Genomic DNA, 17632 nt, shown 5'->3' with positions numbered 1-17632 from the left:
GTCATCCGTGACCCTGGTCATCGACCCGTCCGAGGCATCCGCCCCGGCCGAGACGTCCGCTGCGGCCGCGGTGCCGCTGTCCGACCTGGTGGCGCGCGACGCCCGTGAGTTCGGCGGCTACGCGCGCACCGGGAGCTGGGCGTTCGCGCTGATGGTGGCCCGCAGCGTGCGGCCGGGCGGACAGGCCGCCGGTGAGACGCCGAAGGTGTCCGCGAAGGAGTTCGCGCAGCTGGCCGGCTGTTCCCCGGAGCGGGTCATGCGCTACTACAGGGCCTGGGACCGGGCCGCTGACGACGGGCTCGTGCCGCACTTCGAGGCCCTGCGGCCGGGCCAGGGGGTCGAGTTGCCGGACGCGGACGTGTGGCTGAGCTACTACGTCTCCCGCAACAGCGCGACCTCCGAGCGCGGCACCGCGATCGCCGAGGCGGCCGAGGCCGAGGGCATCCGTCCCACCAAGGCGCTGGAGGTCGCCGAGAACCCGACCGCACTGCGCGCCGCGATCCTCGCCGACCCCGCCACCGCCCGCACGGCCCGCGCCGCACTGCTGGACCGGCTGCGCGAGGACCCCGAGCTGCAGGCGGAACTGGCGCGTGACGTCGTACGGACCGACGACCTGAAGAAGGCCGTCGCGACCGAGAGCCGGGCGGCCGACCGGATCGGGTACGTCCGGCAGATCGCGGAGTCCGGGCGGATCAAGACACCGGCCGGGCAGACCGTCGACGCCCCGGCGGAGCTGCGCGAGGAGGCCGAGCGCCACCTGTCGCTGATCGACGAGCTGGAGGGCGGCGAGGGCGGCGGCGAGTGGGCCGCCGACGCCTACGACACCATGAAGTCGCTCGTCGCCGAGGCGGTCGAGGCCGATCCCGGACTGCGCGTCCAGGAACGGCGGACGAAGTTCTACAACAGCCTGCAGAAGGCGACGAGGGCGTTCGAGGAGCTGACCTTCGACGACGCCCAGGACTTCTACGAGGACGACATGGTCCGGCGCCTGGAGGAACTCCAGCAGGCCATCGGCAGCTGCCTGGCCGCGCTGCGCGGAGCCGGCGGGAATCCGTCTGTCCCGTAACCGCGTTGGCTCGCCGCGGAGATTCCGTGCTGCTGCTCAGCGGTGTCCACGGCCGTCAGCTCCGGACGCTGGAGGGGACGGCCCCGGCCCGAGGTGGTCGGTGGCCGGTCCGGTCGTGTGCCGGTGCCGGGCCCACAGCGGCAGGCCGAACCAGCAGACCAGGTACCAGAGGACGACGGCCGCCAGCAGATACGGCACATAGCCGCCCCGCGTGGCCACCCGGAGGATCAGCAGCAGGGCGGACGTCATCGTCGCGAGGAGCAGGACCAGGCCCACCAAGGTCATCCGGGCCGCCAGCCGCACGGTCTGCGGCTTGATCCGGCGGCCCGACACCAGCCGGTGCAGGGACACCGGGCCGACGAGAGCGCCGGTCGCGCAGGCGCCCAGGACGACGGTCACGATGTAGATGACCCGGTCGGCGTGGGGCAGCGTCGCGTACTTCGGCTGGAAGACGACGGTCAGCAGGAAGCCGAACAGGATCTGCACGCCCGTCTGGGCGACGCGGACCTCCTGGATGAGCTCGCCCCACATCCGGTCGGCCCGCTCCTCCTCGGTCTCGTGCCGCCCCCTGCGCGGTTCTTCCTCCTTCATGCGCTTGCGGGTAACCGCCCGGACGTCCGTTCAAACGGCGGGTGACACGGCGACTACCAGCGGTGCTCGACCTGGTCCTTGATCCGTCGGTCGTACAGCTCGCGGATCACGGTGAACGTCTGCTCGGGCAGCGGCGGCAGCTTGGCGGCGGCCGCGTTCGCCCGGGCCTGCTCCGGGTTGCGGGCGCCCGGGATGACCGTGGTCACGCCGTCCTGCTCGGTGATCCAGCGCAGCGCCAGCTGGGCCGGGGTGTACCCCTCGGGGGCCAGCGCGGCGAACTCTGCGGCGGCCTCGACACCGGTCTCGTAGTCGACGCCGGAGAAGGTCTCGCCCTGGTCGAAGGCCTCGCCGTGCCGGTTGAAGGTGCGGTGGTCGTTGGCGGCGAACACCGTGTCCTTCGTGTATTTGCCGGACAGCAGGCCGGAGGCGAGGGGCACCCGCGCGATGACGCCGACGCCGGCCTCACGGGCGGCGGGGAGCACCTCCTGCAGGGGCTTCATGCGGAACGGGTTCAGGATGATCTGCACGCTCGCCACGTTCGGCCGGGCGATCGCGGTCAGCGCCTCGGCGCAGGTCTCCACGCTCACCCCGTACGCCGCGACGCGCTCCTCCTCGACCAGCGTGTCCAGGGCGTCGAACACCGCGTCGGAGGAGTAGACGGGCGTCGGCGGACAGTGCAGCTGGACCAGGTCGATGCGGTCGACGCCGAGGTTGCGGCGGGAGCGGTCGTTCCAGGCGCGGAAGTTGTCCAGGACGTAGTTCTCGGCGATCTGCTCGACCCGGCGGCCCATCTTGGTCGCCACCAGGACGTGCAGATCGGGCCGGCCGCGCAGGAACGAGGCGATGGTCTCCTCGCTGCGTCCGTCGCCGTACACGTCGGCCGTGTCGAAGAAGGTGACACCCGCCTCGGCCGCGGCCTCGAGGACGGACAGCGCCTCCTTGTCGTCCACGTCGCCCCAGTCGGCACCCAGTTGCCATGTGCCGAGACCGATCACCGACGCCCACTGACCCGACCTGCCCATTACGCGTTCGTCCATGGCGCCAGTGTGTCATCCGGCACCGGGACGCGCGGAACGAGCCGCTCCGACGGGGGGGCTGTGCGTTGAAGCAGTGGTCCTCGTCCAGGTCCGCGCGCAGTCCCGTCTCGCGCGGCTCCCAGTACGAGCCGCGCGTCGGCGTCCTTCCCGTCCACGCGTTCTGGCGCATCGACCCGTGCCCCGACGGGTGCCCGGCTCGCGACGGCCGGTACGTCAACGACTTCGAGGACAAGTGCGAACGCCGTCAGGCCGGGGCGGAGAGGCTGCAAGTGGGCACAGGCCCTGGTCGGGGCCCTCAGTCGAGGTTCTTCTCCAGGGCCGTCAGATAGTTGTGCATGAAGTGGTCGCGGATGCCGTCGGAGGCGGGCGCGAAGGCGTCGGCGGTCAGTCCGGTCGCGCGGTCGGTGAGCGCCGACAGCATGGGCATGCTCTCGCGCAGCCGGCCGTGGGAGTCGATGTAGCGCAGGGCGCGGACATGAGTGAAGACGGGCTCGGGCGGCAACTGGGGGACGATGTCGTTGTTGTTGACGAAGCGGTACATACGGCCGCCGAACCCCTTGTGGAACGCCTCGGCGAGCAGCCGGTCGCAGGTGCGCGGCTGGCCGTAGGTGTACACGCCGTCGGCGGCCAGGTGCGGGTCCTCCAGATACATCCGGGCGCCGGCCAGCATCGCGAGGGCGCCGCCCAGGCTGTGCCCGGTGAAGTACACGGTCTGGCCGTCGGTGCGCAGCTCGGCGAGGGTCTGGTGGACGGCCGGATAGACCGATTCCAGGGCCTCGGCGAATCCGTGGTGGACGTAGCCGTTGCCCCCGGGTCCCGGCCTCGGCGGGGTGGTGGCGTCGGTGAGCCAGTCCTTGATCTGGTCGGGTTCGGTGCCGCGGAACGCGGTGACGATCATCCGGTCGCCGGCCACGGTGTACGCCTGCGTGTCCTGCAGCGGGAACGGCGGGGTGAAACGGGTCTCGTGGTGGCGCACATGGTCGAAGCCCCACTGGGCGGCCTGGTCCTCGATGACGGCGCGGTCCTTGTAGGCCAGGTCGGCGGCGCGGGCCAGCCAGTAGGCGCGTTGCAGGCTGTAGCCGGTGGACGTCTGATCGAACGAGAGGGGTACGGCCATGGACGGAACTCCTCGGTGTGGGGAGATGGGAGAAACCGGAGTCGGGTGCGGGAAGCCGGTGTGGCCCGGCGGCGCCGGGAACGGGCGGGGACGCGGCCGCGGTGGTCCGACGACCGGCGTGCCGGGCGCGGGCGAGGCACATGGCGTCTTCCAGGGCGAGGGTGGTGCCGGCGCCGACGGCAGTGGGTGGTGTGGGCGGCGTCGCCGAGCAGTACCAGGTTGCCGTGGTGCCAGGTTGGGGAGGGATGCGGAAGTTCGGCCGGCCCCCGCCGGGACGGCCGATGAGCGGGTGGCCGTCGAGGACGCTCGCGAAGAGCCGCTCCAGCAGCACGAGGCTGTCCGCCTCGGTCGCCCGGTCCATGCCGAGCCCGGTGACGCCGAGCGTGCGGGCCCGGTCGGCGAGCAGGTCGAGCAGCCGGTGCCGGCCGGTGCCGAAGCCCTCGTCACCTTGGTGACGGGACGTCAGGACGGGTACGTGCGCGACGCCGTCGCTCCTACGGAGGGAGGCGTCCTCGATCACCCGCGCCGAGGCGGGATCGTGCTCCTGCAGCCGGTCGAGAAGGCAGTGCCGGTACGTCACGCCCCGGCCGTAGGCCGAGCCCTCGGGGTCGCGCTCGTGCGGGATGGCGAGGTGCGGGCCGGCGGGCCCGCCTCCGACACAGACGACCTTCACGTGCACGCCCCAGACAGTCACCGGTTGCGGTCGGCCGGATACACAGAGTAGCAGGGCGGTCGGGTCGCCTGATCGCGCCAGTTTGACGTGGTGAGCCGGGCCACTCGGACGGACGGCAGCCGAGAAGGATCACCGGAAACGGGGCGAGCGGGGCAAGGAATTCCCTGTTCGGGGCCGCACCAACCGCCACCCACAGCAAGATCATCTTGGTTCAACGCTTTACGACATGTGGCCAATTGTCCTGATCGCAGCCAACCGGTTCCGGGAGATTTCCGCCCGCCTCACAGCCCCCGATAGGCATACGTCGTCACCACCCGAACAGCCTCCAGGAGGACCCGTATGCCCGACATCACCCGGCGCCGCGCGCTCACCGCGACCGCGGCGCTCGCCGCGACGGCCGCCGTGACCACCCTCGCTGCCCCCACCGCCTCGGCCGCCGGCCACGACCACCCCATGCCGATGCCGCAGACCTTCGACGAGGTCTACAAGGGCCGCCGGATACAGGGCCGGCCGATGACGCCGGGCTCCGGTGGTCACCATCACGAACACGGCGGCGGCTACGAGGTGTTGATCGACGGCGTGCAGCTGCATGTGATGCGCAACGCAGACGGCAGCTGGATCAGCGTCGTCAGCCACTACGCCCCGGTGTCCACCCCGCGCGCCGCCGCCCGGGCCGCGGTGGACGAACTGCAGGGCGCCCCGCTGCTGCCCTTCCCCGCCAACTGACCGCCCCCGCAAGGACCTTCCGGAGCATCGCGCACCATGACCGTACGCAAGAACCAGGCCGCCCTGACCGCCGACGAGAAGAAGCGGTTCGTGTCCGCCGTCCTCGAACTCAAGCGCAACGGGCGCTACGACGAGTTCGTCCGCACGCACAACGAGTTCATCATGTCGGACACCGACACCGGCGAGCGGACCGGCCACCGCTCACCGTCGTTCCTGCCCTGGCACCGCAGATTCCTGCTCGACTTCGAGCAGGCGCTGCAGTCGGTGGACTCCTCCGTCGCGCTGCCGTACTGGGACTGGAGTACCGACCGCACGGTGCGTGCCTCGCTGTGGGCACCGGACTTCCTCGGCGGCACCGGGCGCAGCACGGACGGCCGGGTGATGGACGGGCCGTTCGCCGCGTCGGCCGGCAACTGGCCGATGAACATACGGGTGGACGGCCGTACGTTCCTGCGCCGCTCGCTCGGCACGGCCGTGCGCGAGCTGCCGACACGCGCGGAGGTGGAGTCGGTGCTGTCGATACCCACGTACGACATGGCGCCGTACAACAGCGCCTCGGACGGCTTCCGCAACAACCTGGAGGGATGGCGCGGGGTCAATCTGCACAACCGGGTCCATGTCTGGGTCGGCGGGCAGATGGGCACCGGGGTCTCCCCCAACGACCCGGTGTTCTGGCTGCACCACGCCTTCGTGGACAAGCTGTGGGCGGAGTGGCAGCGGCGGCATCCGGACGCGGGCTACCTGCCCACGGACGGCACGCCCGACGTCGTCGACCTGAACGAGACGATGAAGCCGTGGAACGACGTGCGTCCGACCGACCTGCTGGACCACACGCGGTACTACACCTTCGACAGCTGATCGGACCTGCCGCGCTCAGGCCTCGGCGGTGCGGCACTCCGGGTGGCCCCAGCCCTGCGCGTTCTTGGCGATGGACTCGCCGGCCGCGTAGGCGCGGCCGCACAGGCAGCGGCCGGGGAACTTCGCCTTGATGGTGCGGGAGGAGGTCGCGCCGCTGGTGCGGCGGGGCGCCTTCCCGCGCGGGGCGGCCCCCTTCGGGGTGCCGGGCGAGGGCGGCGGCTCCGGGGAGCCGAGCGCGCTGCCGGCCGCTTCCTGGACGGAGGCGGCCTGGCTGGCGGCGCGGTCGGCGAAGTCGTTCAGCGGGTCGCCGTCGACCTGGTGGGCCGGGACGTAGCGGAACTCCACCGTGCGGCCGTCGAGAAGTGCGTCGATGCGGACGACCAGCTCCTGGTTGGCGACGGGCTTGCCGGCCGCGGTCTTCCAGCCGTTGCGCTTCCAGCCGGGCAGCCAGGTGGTGACGGCCTTCATCGCGTACTGGGAGTCCATGCGGATCTCCAGCGGCACATCCGGCTCGACGGCCGTGAGCAGCCGCTCCAGGGCGGTGAGTTCCGCGACGTTGTTGGTGGCCCGACCGAGCGGGCCCGCCTCCCAGCGGGCGGGGGTCCGCTCGTCGCCGTCCGAGACCACCCACGCCCATCCGGCCGGTCCGGGGTTTCCCTTCGAAGCCCCGTCGCACGCGGCCACCACACGTTCACGCATACGCACGATCATGCCACGGCGGCGCGGGACGCCGTGACGGGCCGGTCAGACCGCCTTGACCTTGGGCATCTCCCCCTCCGTGGTCGTGATGTCGATCACGGAGAAGTTCGCGCCCTGCGGGTCGCTGAGCGCCGCGAACCGGCCGAAGGGGCTGCTCATCGGCCCGAAGCGGAGGACACCACCGAGCTTGGTGGCGCGGGCCACGGCCTCGTCGCAGTCGTCGACGGTGAAGTAGACGTTGATGTACGAGGGCACCTCGGGCGGGAAGTCGTCGGTCATCCGCATCCGGCCGAGGACGGTGTCCTCGCCGATGTCGAACATCCGGAAGTCCACCGCGTCGTCCACGATGTCCGTCATCCGGTACGGGAAGACGGCGGAGAGGAAGGCGTCGGCCTTCTCGGGCTCACGGGTGAAGACCTCGGCCCAGCAGTACGCGCCCGGGGTCGCCGTCGCCTCGAAGCCCTCGTGGCGGCCGGCCTGCCAGACGCCGAAGACGGCCCCGCTGGGCTCGCGGGCCAGGCACATCGTGCCGAAGTCCCCGACCTGCATCGGCTCCATCAGCACCTCGCCGCCGTTCTCCCGGATCTTCTCGGCGGTGGCGGCGGCGTCCGGCGAGGCGAAGTACAGGCACCACTGCGACTGGCCCTCCTGGCCGGGCATGGGCGGGACCACGGCCGCGACCGCCTTGCCCTCCGCGTAGGCCTGCGTGTAGTTGCCGTACTCCGACGACGACTCGCCGAAGGTCCAGCCGAGGACGTCGCCGTAGAACCGCTTGGCTCCCTCGACGTCGCTGAACATCGCATCGGCCCAACAGGGCGTTCCCTCGGGTTGCACGGCCATACTCGTGGCCCTCCTGGTCTTCGGTCCCGTACGGATGGTCCCCCGCCTGTGAGGCTTGCGTCCCGAAGCTCACGCTAGCCATCCGGCCGTCGGCCCGCGCGCCGAACCGGGGAACCGCCCGGACAATGGGAATGGAGGCGACGGTGCGATGACGACGAGCACGATGCGGGCGTGGTCGGTGGTGGTGCCGGGGCCGGTCGACGACCATCCGCTGCGGCTGGTGGAGCGGCCCGTGCCGGTGCCGGGGGCGGACGAACTGCTGGTGCGGGTGCGGGCCTGCGGGGTGTGCCGGACCGATCTGCATGTCACCGAGGGCGATCTGCCGGTGCACCGGCAAGGGGTCACCCCTGGCCACGAGGTGGTCGGCGAGGTCGCGGCGGCCGGGGCCGCGGTGCGGGACTTCGCGCCGGGCGACCGGGTCGGCGTGGCCTGGCTGCGGCGCACCGACGGGGTGTGCGCGTACTGCGCGCGGGGCGCCGAGAACCTGTGCCCGTACTCGGAGTACACCGGCTGGGACGCCGACGGCGGATACGCCGAGTACACGACCGTGCCGGCCGGCTTCGCCTACCCGCTGCCCGGCGCGCTGGACGATGTGGCGGCGGCGCCGCTGCTGTGCGCGGGGATCATCGGTTTCCGTGCGCTGCGCCGGACCGGGCTGCCCAAGGGCGGCCGGCTCGGCCTGTACGGGTTCGGGGGCAGCGCCCATCTGTGCGCGCAGGTGGCGCTCGCCGAGGGTGCCACCGTGCATGTGATCACCCGGGAGCCCGCCGCCCGCAGGCTGGCCCTGAAGCTGGGCGCCGCCTCCGCGCGGGACCTGCACGAGGCGCCGCCGGAGCCGCTGGACGCGGCGATCCTGTTCGCCCCGGTCGGCGACCTGGTCCCGGTGGCGCTCCGCGCCCTCGACCGGGGCGGCGTGCTGGCCCTCGCCGGCATCCACCTGACCGACGTACCCCCGCTGCACTACGCGACCGAGCTGTTCTACGAGAAGGAACTGCGCAGCGTCACCTCCAACACCCGTGCGGACGGCCGGGAGTTTCTCGCCCTGGCCGCCCGGCACGGCGTGCGCGCAACCACGCACGCCTATCCGCTGTCCCGCGCCCCGCAGGCGCTCGCCGACCTCAAGGCCGGCCGGTTCGACGGGGCGGCCGTCCTGGTCGACGACCTGACCTGAGCCTGTCCTGCGCCCTGGTCGACGGCCTCTCCCGAGCGCCCGGGGCGCACCACACCGGCGCGCGCAGACGCCGGCCGGGGCGCAGTGCACCGGCGCCCGATCACACCGTTTGCCGGTCGTGCCCCGATCGGAAGGTTTACACACCCCAGTGTCATGATCAGCCCCCTTCGCGCTGTATCGGGCACCTCACGAGGACTGTTTGGCTTGGCCAGGGTGCTGGATCACCACGCTCACCACCCGGCGATCCGGCCACCCCTGTTCGCACGCAGCTCCGCTGGAGGGAATGTGACCACACCGGGCAGCGCCACCGGTTCCGCCGTCGACGAACCCGCCCCCGACCCCGCGGCCGACGGGCAGCTCACCAGCCTGAGCACCCGGGCGGCACGCCAGCTCACCACGACCACCAAGTCCGAACCGCAGATGCAGGCCATCACCTCGCGATGGCTGCTGAAGACACTGCCGTGGGTGGACGTCCGGGGTGGCACCTACCGGGTCAACCGCCGCCTGACCCTGCGCACGGGCCGCGGCCGGGTGCACTTCGAGCAGAACGGCGCCGACGACATCCGGGTCATCCCTCAGACGCTGACCGAGCTGCCGATCCTGCGCGGCTACCCCGACGGCGAGGTGCTGCGGGAGATCGCCGGCCGCTTCCACTCCCGGGAGGTGCGTGCCGGGCAGGTGCTGTTCGAGGCGGGTCAGCCCGTGACGGAGGCCTATCTGGTCGTCCATGGCCGGTTCACCCGCTACACCGCCGGCAAGTACGGCGACGAGGAGATCACAGGGGTCGTCACCGACGGCGACCAGATGGGCGACGAGGCGGTCGGGCAGTCCGATCCGCTGTGGCTGACCTCGGTGCGGGCCGAGACCGCGGGGGTGGTGCTCGCGCTGCCCTGGGCCGTCGTGCAGGAGTTCACCGAGCGCGTCCCGTCCCTCGCCGCCCATCTCCGGGCCTATGTGGAGCGGCAGCAGCGGCCGATGAACCGCAAGGGCGAGGCAGAGGTGCCGGTGCAGGCCGGCCATGTCGGCGAGCCCACCCTGCAGGGCGGCTTCGTGGACTACGAACTCGCTCCCCGCGAATACGAGTTGTCCCTCACCCAGACCGTGGTGCGGGTGCACACCCGGGTCGCTGACCTCTACAACCACCCCATGGACCAGACCCAGCAGCAGCTGAGGCTCACGGTCGAGGAGATCCGCGAGCGCCAGGAGTGGGAGCTGGTCAACAACCGGGAGTTCGGGCTGCTGCACAACGTCGACCACGGCCAGCGGATCAGCACCTTCACCGGCCCGCCGGTGCCGGACGACCTGGACGAACTGCTGTCGATGCGGCGCAAGACCAAGGTGTTCCTCGCCCATCCCAAGGCGATCGCGGCGTTCTTCCGGCAGTGCAACCGGCGTGGTCTGGTGCCCGGCACGGCGAGCGTCGACGGACACGAGGTGCCGGCGTGGCGCGGGGTGCCGATCTTCCCGTGCAGCAAGATCCCGATCAGCGAGGACCACACCACCAGCATCATCGCGCTGCGCACCGGCGAGGCGGACCAGGGGGTGGTCGGCCTCCACCAGACCGGCATCCCGGAGGAGTTCCAGCCGGGGCTGAACGTCCGGTTCATGGGCATCGACTCGGCCGCGATCATCAGCTACCTCGTGACCGCCTACTACTCGATGGCCATCCTGGTGCCCGACGCGGCCGGGATCCTGGAGAACGTGCAGATCGGCCGGTTCCCCGAATGACGTCCGAGCAGACCACGGGCACGCCCACTCCCTCCTACCCGCTGCCGGGGCCGCCTGACATCGCCGCGAGCCTGCGCAGACCCCGCCGCACCGGGGCCGTCCCCGGACTGCACCACCAGCCGGCCGTGCCCGCCGACCCGGTGAAGGCAGCCGAGGTGGACCGCAGGCTGGAGACCTGGGCCCGTGGCCTGGATCTGTTCCCGGAGGCGTGGAAGGGGGACTTCTCCGGCTTCCAGTTCGGCCGGGCCGTCGTCCTGCAGCATCCGGGCGCGCTGGACCTGGACCGGCTGACGGCCGCCGGGAAGCTGCTGCTCGCCGAGAACATCGTCGACTCCTGCTACTGCGAGGAGGACGAGGGCCGGGGCGCGGCACGCCGCGGCCTCGCCGGCCGGCTGATCCTGGCCCAGTCGGCGCTCGATCCCTACCACGGCATTCCGGAGCTGGAGGAGGAATGGCGCCAGGGCGTACGGGCCGACGGTCCGCTGCGCTCGTACCACTTCGCCCTGGAGGACTTCGCCGGCTTCGCCACGCCCAGCCAGACCGACCGGTTCGTGCACGACATCGCCCGGCTGCACCTGGGCTACCTCGCGGAGGCCGCCTGGGCGGAGACGCGGTACAAGCCGCGGATCTGGGAGTACCTGGTGATGCGGCAGTTCAACAACTTCCGCCCCTGTCTGTCGATCGTCGACGCCGTGGACGGCTACGAGCTGCCCGAGCAGGTGTACGCCCGCCCCGAGATCCAGCGGGTCACGGCCCTCGCCTGCAACGCCACCACGATCGTCAACGACCTGTACTCCTTCACCAAGGAACTGGCCGGCGACCCCGAGCATCTGAACCTGCCGCAGGTCGTCGCCGCCAACGAGCGGCGCGGGCTGAAGGCCGCCTATCTGAAGTCCGTCGAGATCCACAACCGGATCATGGCGGCCTTCGAGGAGGAGTCGGCCCTGCTGTCGGCCACCTCGCCGCTGGTGGAGCGCTACGCCCGGGGGCTCGCCGCCTGGGTGTCCGGCAACCACGAGTGGCACGCCACCAACACCCATCGCTACCACCTGCCCGACTACTGGTGACCGCCCTCTCCCGAAACACCGTCACATGCACGACGAACACCGCCACATGCGCGAGGAGCCACCTTTGACCACCGCCCCCGTCGCCCGGACCACGCCCGCTGCGATCCCGACCCAGTCCGTCTACCAGAACCGGGTCGCGGACTACTGGAACGCCGAGGAGAACCCGGTCAACCTCGAACTCGGCAAGATCGACGACCTGTATCACCATCACTACGGCATCGGAGAGGCCGACCGGTCGGTGCTCGACGAGCCTGATCCGGACCGGCGCCGGGCCCGCGTCACCGCCGAACTGCACCGCCTGGAACACGCCCAGGCCGAGCTGCTCGCCGCGCATCTCGGCCCGCTGTCCCCCGCCGACCGGGTCTTCGACGCCGGCTGCGGCCGGGGCGGCGGCAGTGTCGTGGCGCATCTGCGGTACGGCTGCCACGCCGACGGCGTCACCATCTCCGCCAAGCAGGCCGAGTTCGCGAACGAGCAGGCCCGTGCCCGGGCCATCGACGACAAGGTGCGCTACCACCACCGCAACATGCTCGACACCGGCTTCGAGACCGGCGCGTACGCGGCCTCGTGGAACAACGAGTCCACCATGTACGTCGAGCTGGACCTGCTGTTCGCCGAGCACGCCCGGCTGCTGCGCCGTGGCGGACGCTATGTGGTGATCACCGGCTGCTACAACGACACCTACGGGCAGGCCTCGCGCGAGGTGTCGCTCATCAACGCCCACTACATCTGCGACATCCACCCGCGCTCGGAGTACTTCAAGGCGATGGCCCGCAACCGCCTGGTGCCGGTGCACGTCGAGGACCTGACCGGGGCGACACTCCCCTACTGGGAACTGCGCAGGGAGGCCGACCATCTGCTCACGGGCATCGAGGACACGTTCCTGGACGCCTACCGCAACGGCAGCTTCCAGTACCTGCTGATCGCGGCCGACCGGGTCTGAGGAGGACGGAAATCCATTGGACGGCGAGCGCGCCGAGGCGCTGGGATGGGCCTCGATGAGTGCCCACGACAGCCAGACTCCGCCGAGGATGCACGCGGACGAGATCGACCTCGACGCCCCGCTGGTCCAGCGCCTGATCGCCCGCCGGTTCCCGCGGTGGGCGGCGCTGCCGGTGCGCCGGCTGCCGTCCGCCGGGACCGAGAACGCCATGTTCCGGCTGGGCACCGACCTGCTGGTGCGGCTGCCCCGGCGGCCCGGCGCCGTAGGGGACCTGGGGCTGGAGCAGCGCTGGCTGCCCCGGCTCGGGCCGCTGCTGCCGGTCGCCGTGCCCGAACCGGTGGGCATCGGCGAGCCGGGCGAGGGTTATCCGTGGCCCTGGTCGGTCTACCGCTGGCTGCAGGGGCACAATCCGGTGGCCGGCGCCGTGCGGGAGCCGGAACGCTTCGCCGAGGATCTCGCGGCGTTCGTGCGCGCGCTGCGCCGGATCGCGCCACAGGACGCGCCGCCCGGCTACCGGGGTGGTCCGCTGCGGGACCGGGACGAGCCCACCCGGGCGGCCGTCGCCGAGCTGGGCCCGAGGGTCGACGCCGGCGCGGTCACGGCCCTGTGGGAGGAGTCCCTGCGGGCCCCGGAGCACACGGGACCGCCGGTGTGGGCCCACGGGGACCTCTCCCCCGGGAACGTGCTGGTCGACGAGGGCCGGCTGAGCGCGGTACTCGACTTCGGCTGCGCGGGAGCGGGTGACCCGGCGGTGGATCTGATCGTGGCCTGGAACCTGCTGCCCTCGTCCGTCCGGGACACCTTCCGCAAGGCCGTCGGCGCCGACGACGCTCAGTGGGCGCGGGGCCGGGGCTGGGCGCTGTCGATCTCGCTGATCCAGCTGCCGTACTACTGGGACACGAACCCGGCCCTGGCGGAGAACTCCCGGCATGTGATCACCGAGATCCTCGCCGAGGCCGGGTGACGGTCGCGGACCGACGGGGTCCGCTACTCCCCCGCGTACGCCTTCTCCAGCGCGGCGACGTCCAGCTTGCCCATGCCCATCACTGCCTTCATGGCGCGGTCGACCTTCTCCGGGTCGGGGTCGTGGAGGATCTCGGGGATCCGGTCGTAGACGACCTGCCAGGAGACTCCGAACCTGTCCTTCAGCCAGCCGCAGGGGCCGCCCTCGCCGCCGTTCTCGGTGAGCTTGGTCCAGTAGTGGTCGATCTCCGCCTGGTCGGCGCACAGGATCTGGAAGGAGATGGCCTCGTTGAACCTGAACTGGGGGCCGCCGTTGAGCGCGACGAACTTCTGGCCGTTGGCCGTGAACTCGACGGTCAGCACGGAGCCGGTCTCACCGGGAGCGGAGTCGGTGCAGCGGCTGACCCGGCCGAGGCTGGAGTTCTTGAAGACCGACACGTAGAACTCGGCGGCCTCCTCGGCCTGGCCGTCGAACCAGAGACAGGTGAGGAATCCGTCGGTGGTCATGAGTACCTCCTTGGCGAGGGAACGCGGTCACCAGTGTCGACCGATCCTCGTGGCAAAACTCATCGGCCGCGCCGCCGAACAATATGGTCCGGTGCTGCGCGCCCGTGCGCCTGGTCGGCCCGTCGTGGGTCAGTGAGAGCAGGTCGCCGAGGGCGTGCGCCGCGGCCACGAAGACCTCCGAGGAGGCCACGTGCGGCCGCGCTCGATCTCGGCGGGGCAGGGCAGAGCAGGGCAGCGAGATCCTGGCCGCGTCGGACACGTCCCTCGGGCTGCGGTCCTGTGCCCGCCGCTCACGGCGCAGCACCCTCGCCGACCATGTCGCGCCACAGCGGCTCCTTCTCCGCCATGGGCTCGGGCCCGGGCTGCGCCGGCCGGTCCGGCGTCGGCCGATTCCCCGGACCGGCGGCCGCGTGTGCATGCGCGGCGTGACCGGGGGTACTCGCCCCGTCAGCGGCATCAGCTGGTACGTGTGAAACACCGAGTGATGGGTAAACCGGACAAACGACATAGAACGGACACACTGAGGTCGCCGAGGCAGACACAGGACCAGGACTTTCGTGGGAGAGGCACATGAACACCGCCGGGATCCGGCCGGAAGCAGAGGTCGCCGAGAGGACCGCGCAGGACAGGCCGGGCGAGGTATCGGCAGCACTGCCCGGCATCGCGGACCCGGCGTCCGTCGCACCACGTGACGCACGGGAGCTGTCCCGGCAGTTCTTCCGCCGGCTGGCCGAGCTGGAGGAGGGCACGCACGAGTACCAGTACGCACGCAACACCCTCATCGAGATGAACATGTCGCTGGTGCGTTTCGCGGCCGGACGCTTCCGGAACCGCGGCGACGACATGGAGGACATCGTCCAGACCGGCATGATCGGCCTGATCAAGGCCATCGACCGGTTCGAGCTGGCCCGCGAGGTGGAGTTCACCTCCTTCGCGCTGCCGTACATCGTCGGCGAGATCAAGCGGTTCTTCCGGGACACCACCTGGGCGGTGCACGTGCCGCGCCGGCTCCAGGAGCTGCGGGTGGAATTGGCCAAGGCGCGCGAGGAGCTGTCCAGCCGACTGGACCGGGACCCGACGGTCGCCGAGCTGGCGACCCTGATGAACATCCCCGAGGACCAGGTGGTCGAGGCCCAGCTCGCCTCCAACGGGTACAACTCCTCCTCCCTGGACGCCGCGCTCACCGGTGACGGGACGGAGGACGGCGAGGCGGTGCTCGCCGACTTCATCGGCGTGGAGGAGGAGGGGCTGCGGCTCGTCGAGGACTTCCAGGCGCTCGCGCCGCTGATGGCGGAACTGAGCGAGCGGGACCGGCGGATCATCCATATGCGGTTCGTCGAGGAGGCCACCCAGGCGGAGATCGGGGAACGGCTCGGCTGCTCCCAGATGCATGTGTCCCGGCTGATCAAGCGGATCATCGCCCGGCTGCGCGAGGGGATGCTCGGCGAACTCGACCGCGCCTGAGACGGCGCCCCGGTTCGGCTCAGCGGTTCAGTTCGAAGCGGACGCGCACCCGTTTGCCCACGGGCACGCGCTCCGCGGTGACCTCCGAGGCCAGGGCGTGCACGATCTCCATACCGTGCTGTCCGACGCGTTCGGGGTCCCTCGGGAAGCGGCGGGGAAGGGCGGAGCTGCTGTCGTAGACGCACACCGTGACGGCACTGTCCGTGCCTTCCAGTTCCAGGATGTACGGGCCGTTGCTGTGCCGGTCGGCGTTGGTGACGAGTTCGCTCACGACCAGGAGCAGCTCACCGTAGGCGCGGCGGTCGGCGATGGCGCACCACTCGGTGCGCAGTTGCTCCAGGAACCGGGAGGCGAAGGCGCGTGCCTCGGCGATGCAACCGGGTTCGCCGGTGTAGTGCGCCGTCCGCCACAGCGGCTCCACGGGTACGTCGAAGCCAGTCGCTATGACTGCCTCGTCAAGGTGGTTGGTCATGCTGTCTCTCTCGGAAAGCCCGGCCCGGCCGGTCGCCTGGTGCACCTGTCCTCGTACCCCGTGCCGGGCTCGGCAGTCCCCCCGGGCGTTCGCCCACCGCGCACAGTGGCGATGGTCACGCCGCCCGGAGCGGCGACCGCTCACTGCGAAGGCGAGCCCTGCGGTGCCTGCTGCGTGGGCGTGATCGCGCCCGACTCGCCGGGCGTCCCCGGGGTCGGCGGGGCCGGAACGGAATTCTCCGAGGACCGCTGAATGGAGCCGGTCGTCTGCTGCTGCGACGACTTCTCGCCGGCGCTGGAGGTCTGCGCCGAGGGAGAGCCCGCGGACGGCGACGCCGGCCCGGCGGAGGACGGCTGGGTCGAGGACGGCTTCGACCCGGACGACTGCGATGCGGACGACTGCGATGCCGACGACTTCGACTCCGACGGTGACTTCGATTCCGACGACTTCGATCCGGACGGCGAGGACGACGACGAAGACGAGGACTTGGAGGACGAAGCGGACGACGACGGGGACGAGGAGGAGGACGACGGCGACGAACTCGACGACGACGGCGAGGACGAGGATGAGGATGAGGATGACGAGGGCGAAGAGGACGGGGAGGACTTCGACGGGGACGGCGACGCGCTCGACGAGGACGACGTCGACGGGGACGGCGGCCGGGGCGGGTTCCAGGGGTGCGGGAACGCCGGCGGCCTGGCGTGCTCGTCGTGCCGGCCGTACTGGTCACCGCGCTGACGGTGGATCCAGTCCTGGTGGTGGTTGTCGTAGAGCACGAAGACGTTGACGACCTGCGGCGCGGGCGTCACCACGATCACGTTGGAGGGCCGGTACGAGGGCCAGCGCGGGCCCACCAGCTTCGGCGTGCTCTTCTGGGCGACCGGCGCGTTCAGCGGGTTGCCGCAGGCGCAGCGCACGCGGGGGACGCCGTGGCTGTCCACCAGCACGGCGGTGCCCGCCTGGAGCACCGACTGGTAGCTGGTGGCGGCCCCGTCGCGGTAGCCGTGGTTGGTGACCCGGGTGTCGACGCGCAGCTGAACCGGGGTCAGCGAGCGCAGATAGGCGGGCACGCCGGAGGGCTGGACGCCGACCACGGAGGCGAAGGCCTTCTCCTTGCCCTGGTCGGCCTGGAGGAACTTGACCTGCTTCTCGACGTCGCAGGCTGGTGTGCGGGCGGTGCCGCCGTACAGCCCGGGCGCACCGCCGTCGACTCCCTGGACCGCGTTGGTCGTACCGGAGGGCGCGGCGGAGGGCGGCGGAGGGGCGGAACTCTGCCTCGCGGTGGACTCCGTGAACGGGTCCTGGCCGGTGCTGTTCGCGGACTGCAGGAAGACCTCGCCGCCCTTGGCGGATCCGCCGCCCGGCCGGGTGAAGACCACAGCGAGGACCACGGCGGCGACCACGGCGGCGCTGACGGCTGCCACCCGCGGCACGGACTTCCACCACGGCCCGTGGGGACCCTGGGCTCCGCCACCGCCACCCGGCGGTTGGGAGGGCGGTGGTCCGGACGGGGGCCGCGAGGAGCCCGACAGCGGGCCGGAGGGCGGCCCGGTCGGGCGGCCGGAGGACGGAGGATCGGCGCTCACGAGCACTTCTTCCCGTCGCGATCGTCGCGATACGCGATGCGACACGCGGTGCGATACGCGGCTTTGATCAGTCAAATTCCCTTTGGTGCATTTGGCTGCACTTTGATCCCATTGTGTGTCGCAG

General features: G+C 71.3%; 16 protein-coding genes and 2 pseudogenes. 9 read left to right on the top strand and 9 right to left on the bottom strand.

Annotated elements, in window-relative coordinates; all coding sequences use genetic code 11:
- The first annotated feature begins 7 nt into the window (after positions 1-7).
- On the top strand, positions 8-1066 hold the full coding sequence (locus ACZ5NH_RS38320) for a hypothetical protein (RefSeq protein ID WP_468782034.1): 1059 nt from the start codon (positions 8-10) through the stop codon (positions 1064-1066).
- 36 nt (positions 1067-1102) lie between these two features.
- Here ACZ5NH_RS38320 and ACZ5NH_RS38315 read toward each other — a convergent pair whose 3' ends face one another.
- The 4 genes and pseudogenes from ACZ5NH_RS38315 to ACZ5NH_RS38300 form a co-directional block, all read right to left on the bottom strand.
- On the bottom strand, positions 1103-1657 hold the full coding sequence (locus ACZ5NH_RS38315; RefSeq protein ID WP_468782032.1) for a DUF6328 family protein: 555 nt from the start codon (positions 1655-1657) through the stop codon (positions 1103-1105).
- Between the two features lie 53 nt (positions 1658-1710).
- Positions 1711-2694 carry an aldo/keto reductase gene (locus ACZ5NH_RS38310; RefSeq protein ID WP_468782030.1) on the bottom strand — a complete coding sequence of 328 codons (984 nt, stop codon included), beginning with the start codon at positions 2692-2694 and terminating at the stop codon, positions 1711-1713.
- A gap of 295 nt (positions 2695-2989) precedes the next feature.
- On the bottom strand, positions 2990-3811 hold the full coding sequence (locus ACZ5NH_RS38305) for a lipase family protein (RefSeq protein WP_468782028.1): 822 nt from the start codon (positions 3809-3811) through the stop codon (positions 2990-2992).
- Between the two features lie 115 nt (positions 3812-3926).
- Positions 3927-4484, bottom strand: a pseudogene (locus tag ACZ5NH_RS38300) (FAD-dependent monooxygenase); the annotation flags it as partial.
- 339 nt (positions 4485-4823) lie between these two features.
- Here ACZ5NH_RS38300 and melC1 point away from each other — a divergent pair.
- Both melC1 and melC2 read left to right on the top strand, forming a co-directional pair.
- On the top strand, positions 4824-5210 hold the full coding sequence (gene melC1 / locus ACZ5NH_RS38295) for an apotyrosinase chaperone MelC1 (RefSeq protein ID WP_388634327.1): 387 nt from the start codon (positions 4824-4826) through the stop codon (positions 5208-5210).
- Between the two features lie 36 nt (positions 5211-5246).
- Complete coding sequence (gene melC2 / locus ACZ5NH_RS38290; protein WP_468782026.1) at positions 5247-6068, top strand: tyrosinase MelC2; 822 nt, start codon at positions 5247-5249, stop codon at positions 6066-6068.
- 15 nt (positions 6069-6083) lie between these two features.
- Here melC2 and ACZ5NH_RS38285 read toward each other — a convergent pair whose 3' ends face one another.
- Positions 6084-6779, bottom strand: a complete 696-nt coding sequence (locus ACZ5NH_RS38285; protein ID WP_468782024.1) for a ribonuclease H family protein — start codon at positions 6777-6779, stop codon at positions 6084-6086.
- A 33-nt stretch (positions 6780-6812) separates the two neighbouring features.
- On the bottom strand, positions 6813-7607 hold the full coding sequence (locus ACZ5NH_RS38280) for a VOC family protein (RefSeq protein ID WP_468782022.1): 795 nt from the start codon (positions 7605-7607) through the stop codon (positions 6813-6815).
- 163 nt (positions 7608-7770) lie between these two features.
- Here ACZ5NH_RS38280 and ACZ5NH_RS38275 point away from each other — a divergent pair, with 163 nt between their 5' ends.
- From ACZ5NH_RS38275 to ACZ5NH_RS38255, 5 genes are all read left to right on the top strand, one after another.
- A complete protein-coding gene (locus tag ACZ5NH_RS38275) occupies positions 7771-8778 on the top strand; it encodes a zinc-binding alcohol dehydrogenase family protein (protein WP_468782102.1) in 1008 nt (335 codons plus the stop codon).
- Positions 8779-9063: 285 nt separating this feature from the next.
- Positions 9064-10506 carry a family 2B encapsulin nanocompartment shell protein gene (locus tag ACZ5NH_RS38270; RefSeq protein ID WP_468782020.1) on the top strand — a complete coding sequence of 481 codons (1443 nt, stop codon included), beginning with the start codon at positions 9064-9066 and terminating at the stop codon, positions 10504-10506.
- The gene (locus ACZ5NH_RS38265) at positions 10503-11573 is read left to right on the top strand and encodes a family 2 encapsulin nanocompartment cargo protein terpene cyclase (protein WP_468782018.1); all 1071 of its coding nucleotides are present in this window, start codon (positions 10503-10505) and stop codon (positions 11571-11573) included. Before ACZ5NH_RS38270 ends, ACZ5NH_RS38265 begins: the two co-directional genes overlap by 4 nt.
- 64 nt (positions 11574-11637) lie before the next feature.
- The gene (locus ACZ5NH_RS38260; protein WP_468782016.1) at positions 11638-12516 is read left to right on the top strand and encodes a geranyl diphosphate 2-C-methyltransferase; all 879 of its coding nucleotides are present in this window, start codon (positions 11638-11640) and stop codon (positions 12514-12516) included.
- Between the two features lie 88 nt (positions 12517-12604).
- Complete coding sequence (locus tag ACZ5NH_RS38255; RefSeq protein WP_468782100.1) at positions 12605-13480, top strand: aminoglycoside phosphotransferase family protein; 876 nt, start codon at positions 12605-12607, stop codon at positions 13478-13480.
- A gap of 23 nt (positions 13481-13503) precedes the next feature.
- Here the strand turns inward: ACZ5NH_RS38255 and ACZ5NH_RS38250 are convergent, their stop codons facing one another.
- On the bottom strand, positions 13504-13986 hold the full coding sequence (locus ACZ5NH_RS38250; protein WP_468782014.1) for a VOC family protein: 483 nt from the start codon (positions 13984-13986) through the stop codon (positions 13504-13506).
- Positions 13987-14556: 570 nt separating this feature from the next.
- Here ACZ5NH_RS38250 and ACZ5NH_RS38245 point away from each other — a divergent pair.
- Positions 14557-15450 carry an RNA polymerase sigma factor SigF gene (locus tag ACZ5NH_RS38245; RefSeq protein ID WP_468782012.1) on the top strand — a complete coding sequence of 298 codons (894 nt, stop codon included), beginning with the start codon at positions 14557-14559 and terminating at the stop codon, positions 15448-15450.
- Positions 15451-15469: 19 nt separating this feature from the next.
- On the opposite strand, the gene ACZ5NH_RS38240 is transcribed toward ACZ5NH_RS38245, so the two are convergent.
- Positions 15470-15922 (bottom strand): ATP-binding protein, encoded by a 453-nt coding sequence (locus ACZ5NH_RS38240; protein ID WP_468782010.1) that lies wholly within the window; start codon positions 15920-15922, stop codon positions 15470-15472.
- 350 nt (positions 15923-16272) lie between these two features.
- Positions 16273-17508 (bottom strand): annotated as a pseudogene (locus ACZ5NH_RS38235) (DUF6777 domain-containing protein); the annotation flags it as partial.
- Positions 17509-17632 lie beyond the last annotated feature (124 nt).

This window comes from Streptomyces sp. NPDC031426 (assembly GCF_055581585.1).
The sequence above is the reverse complement of the archived record's forward strand: the minus strand, read 5'-3'. Positions and strand labels throughout refer to the sequence as shown.

Bases quoted from the DNA above. Each gene is read 5' to 3' on its own strand.
- ACZ5NH_RS38315 (WP_468782032.1), bottom strand. From the start codon at position 1,657: ATGAAGGAGGAAGAACCGCGCAGGGGGCGGCACGAGACCGAGGAGGAG.
- ACZ5NH_RS38310 (WP_468782030.1), bottom strand. From the start codon at position 2,694: ATGGACGAACGCGTAATGGGCAGGTCGGGTCAGTGGGCGTCGGTGATC.
- ACZ5NH_RS38305 (WP_468782028.1), bottom strand. From the start codon at position 3,811: ATGGCCGTACCCCTCTCGTTCGATCAGACGTCCACCGGCTACAGCCTG.
- melC1 (WP_388634327.1), top strand. From the start codon at position 4,824: ATGCCCGACATCACCCGGCGCCGCGCGCTCACCGCGACCGCGGCGCTC.
- melC2 (WP_468782026.1), top strand. From the start codon at position 5,247: ATGACCGTACGCAAGAACCAGGCCGCCCTGACCGCCGACGAGAAGAAG.
- ACZ5NH_RS38285 (WP_468782024.1), bottom strand. From the start codon at position 6,779: ATGATCGTGCGTATGCGTGAACGTGTGGTGGCCGCGTGCGACGGGGCT.
- ACZ5NH_RS38280 (WP_468782022.1), bottom strand. From the start codon at position 7,607: ATGGCCGTGCAACCCGAGGGAACGCCCTGTTGGGCCGATGCGATGTTC.
- ACZ5NH_RS38275 (WP_468782102.1), top strand. From the start codon at position 7,771: ATGCGGGCGTGGTCGGTGGTGGTGCCGGGGCCGGTCGACGACCATCCG.
- ACZ5NH_RS38265 (WP_468782018.1), top strand. From the start codon at position 10,503: ATGACGTCCGAGCAGACCACGGGCACGCCCACTCCCTCCTACCCGCTG.
- ACZ5NH_RS38255 (WP_468782100.1), top strand. From the start codon at position 12,605: ATGCACGCGGACGAGATCGACCTCGACGCCCCGCTGGTCCAGCGCCTG.
- ACZ5NH_RS38250 (WP_468782014.1), bottom strand. From the start codon at position 13,986: ATGACCACCGACGGATTCCTCACCTGTCTCTGGTTCGACGGCCAGGCC.
- ACZ5NH_RS38245 (WP_468782012.1), top strand. From the start codon at position 14,557: ATGAACACCGCCGGGATCCGGCCGGAAGCAGAGGTCGCCGAGAGGACC.
- ACZ5NH_RS38240 (WP_468782010.1), bottom strand. From the start codon at position 15,922: ATGACCAACCACCTTGACGAGGCAGTCATAGCGACTGGCTTCGACGTA.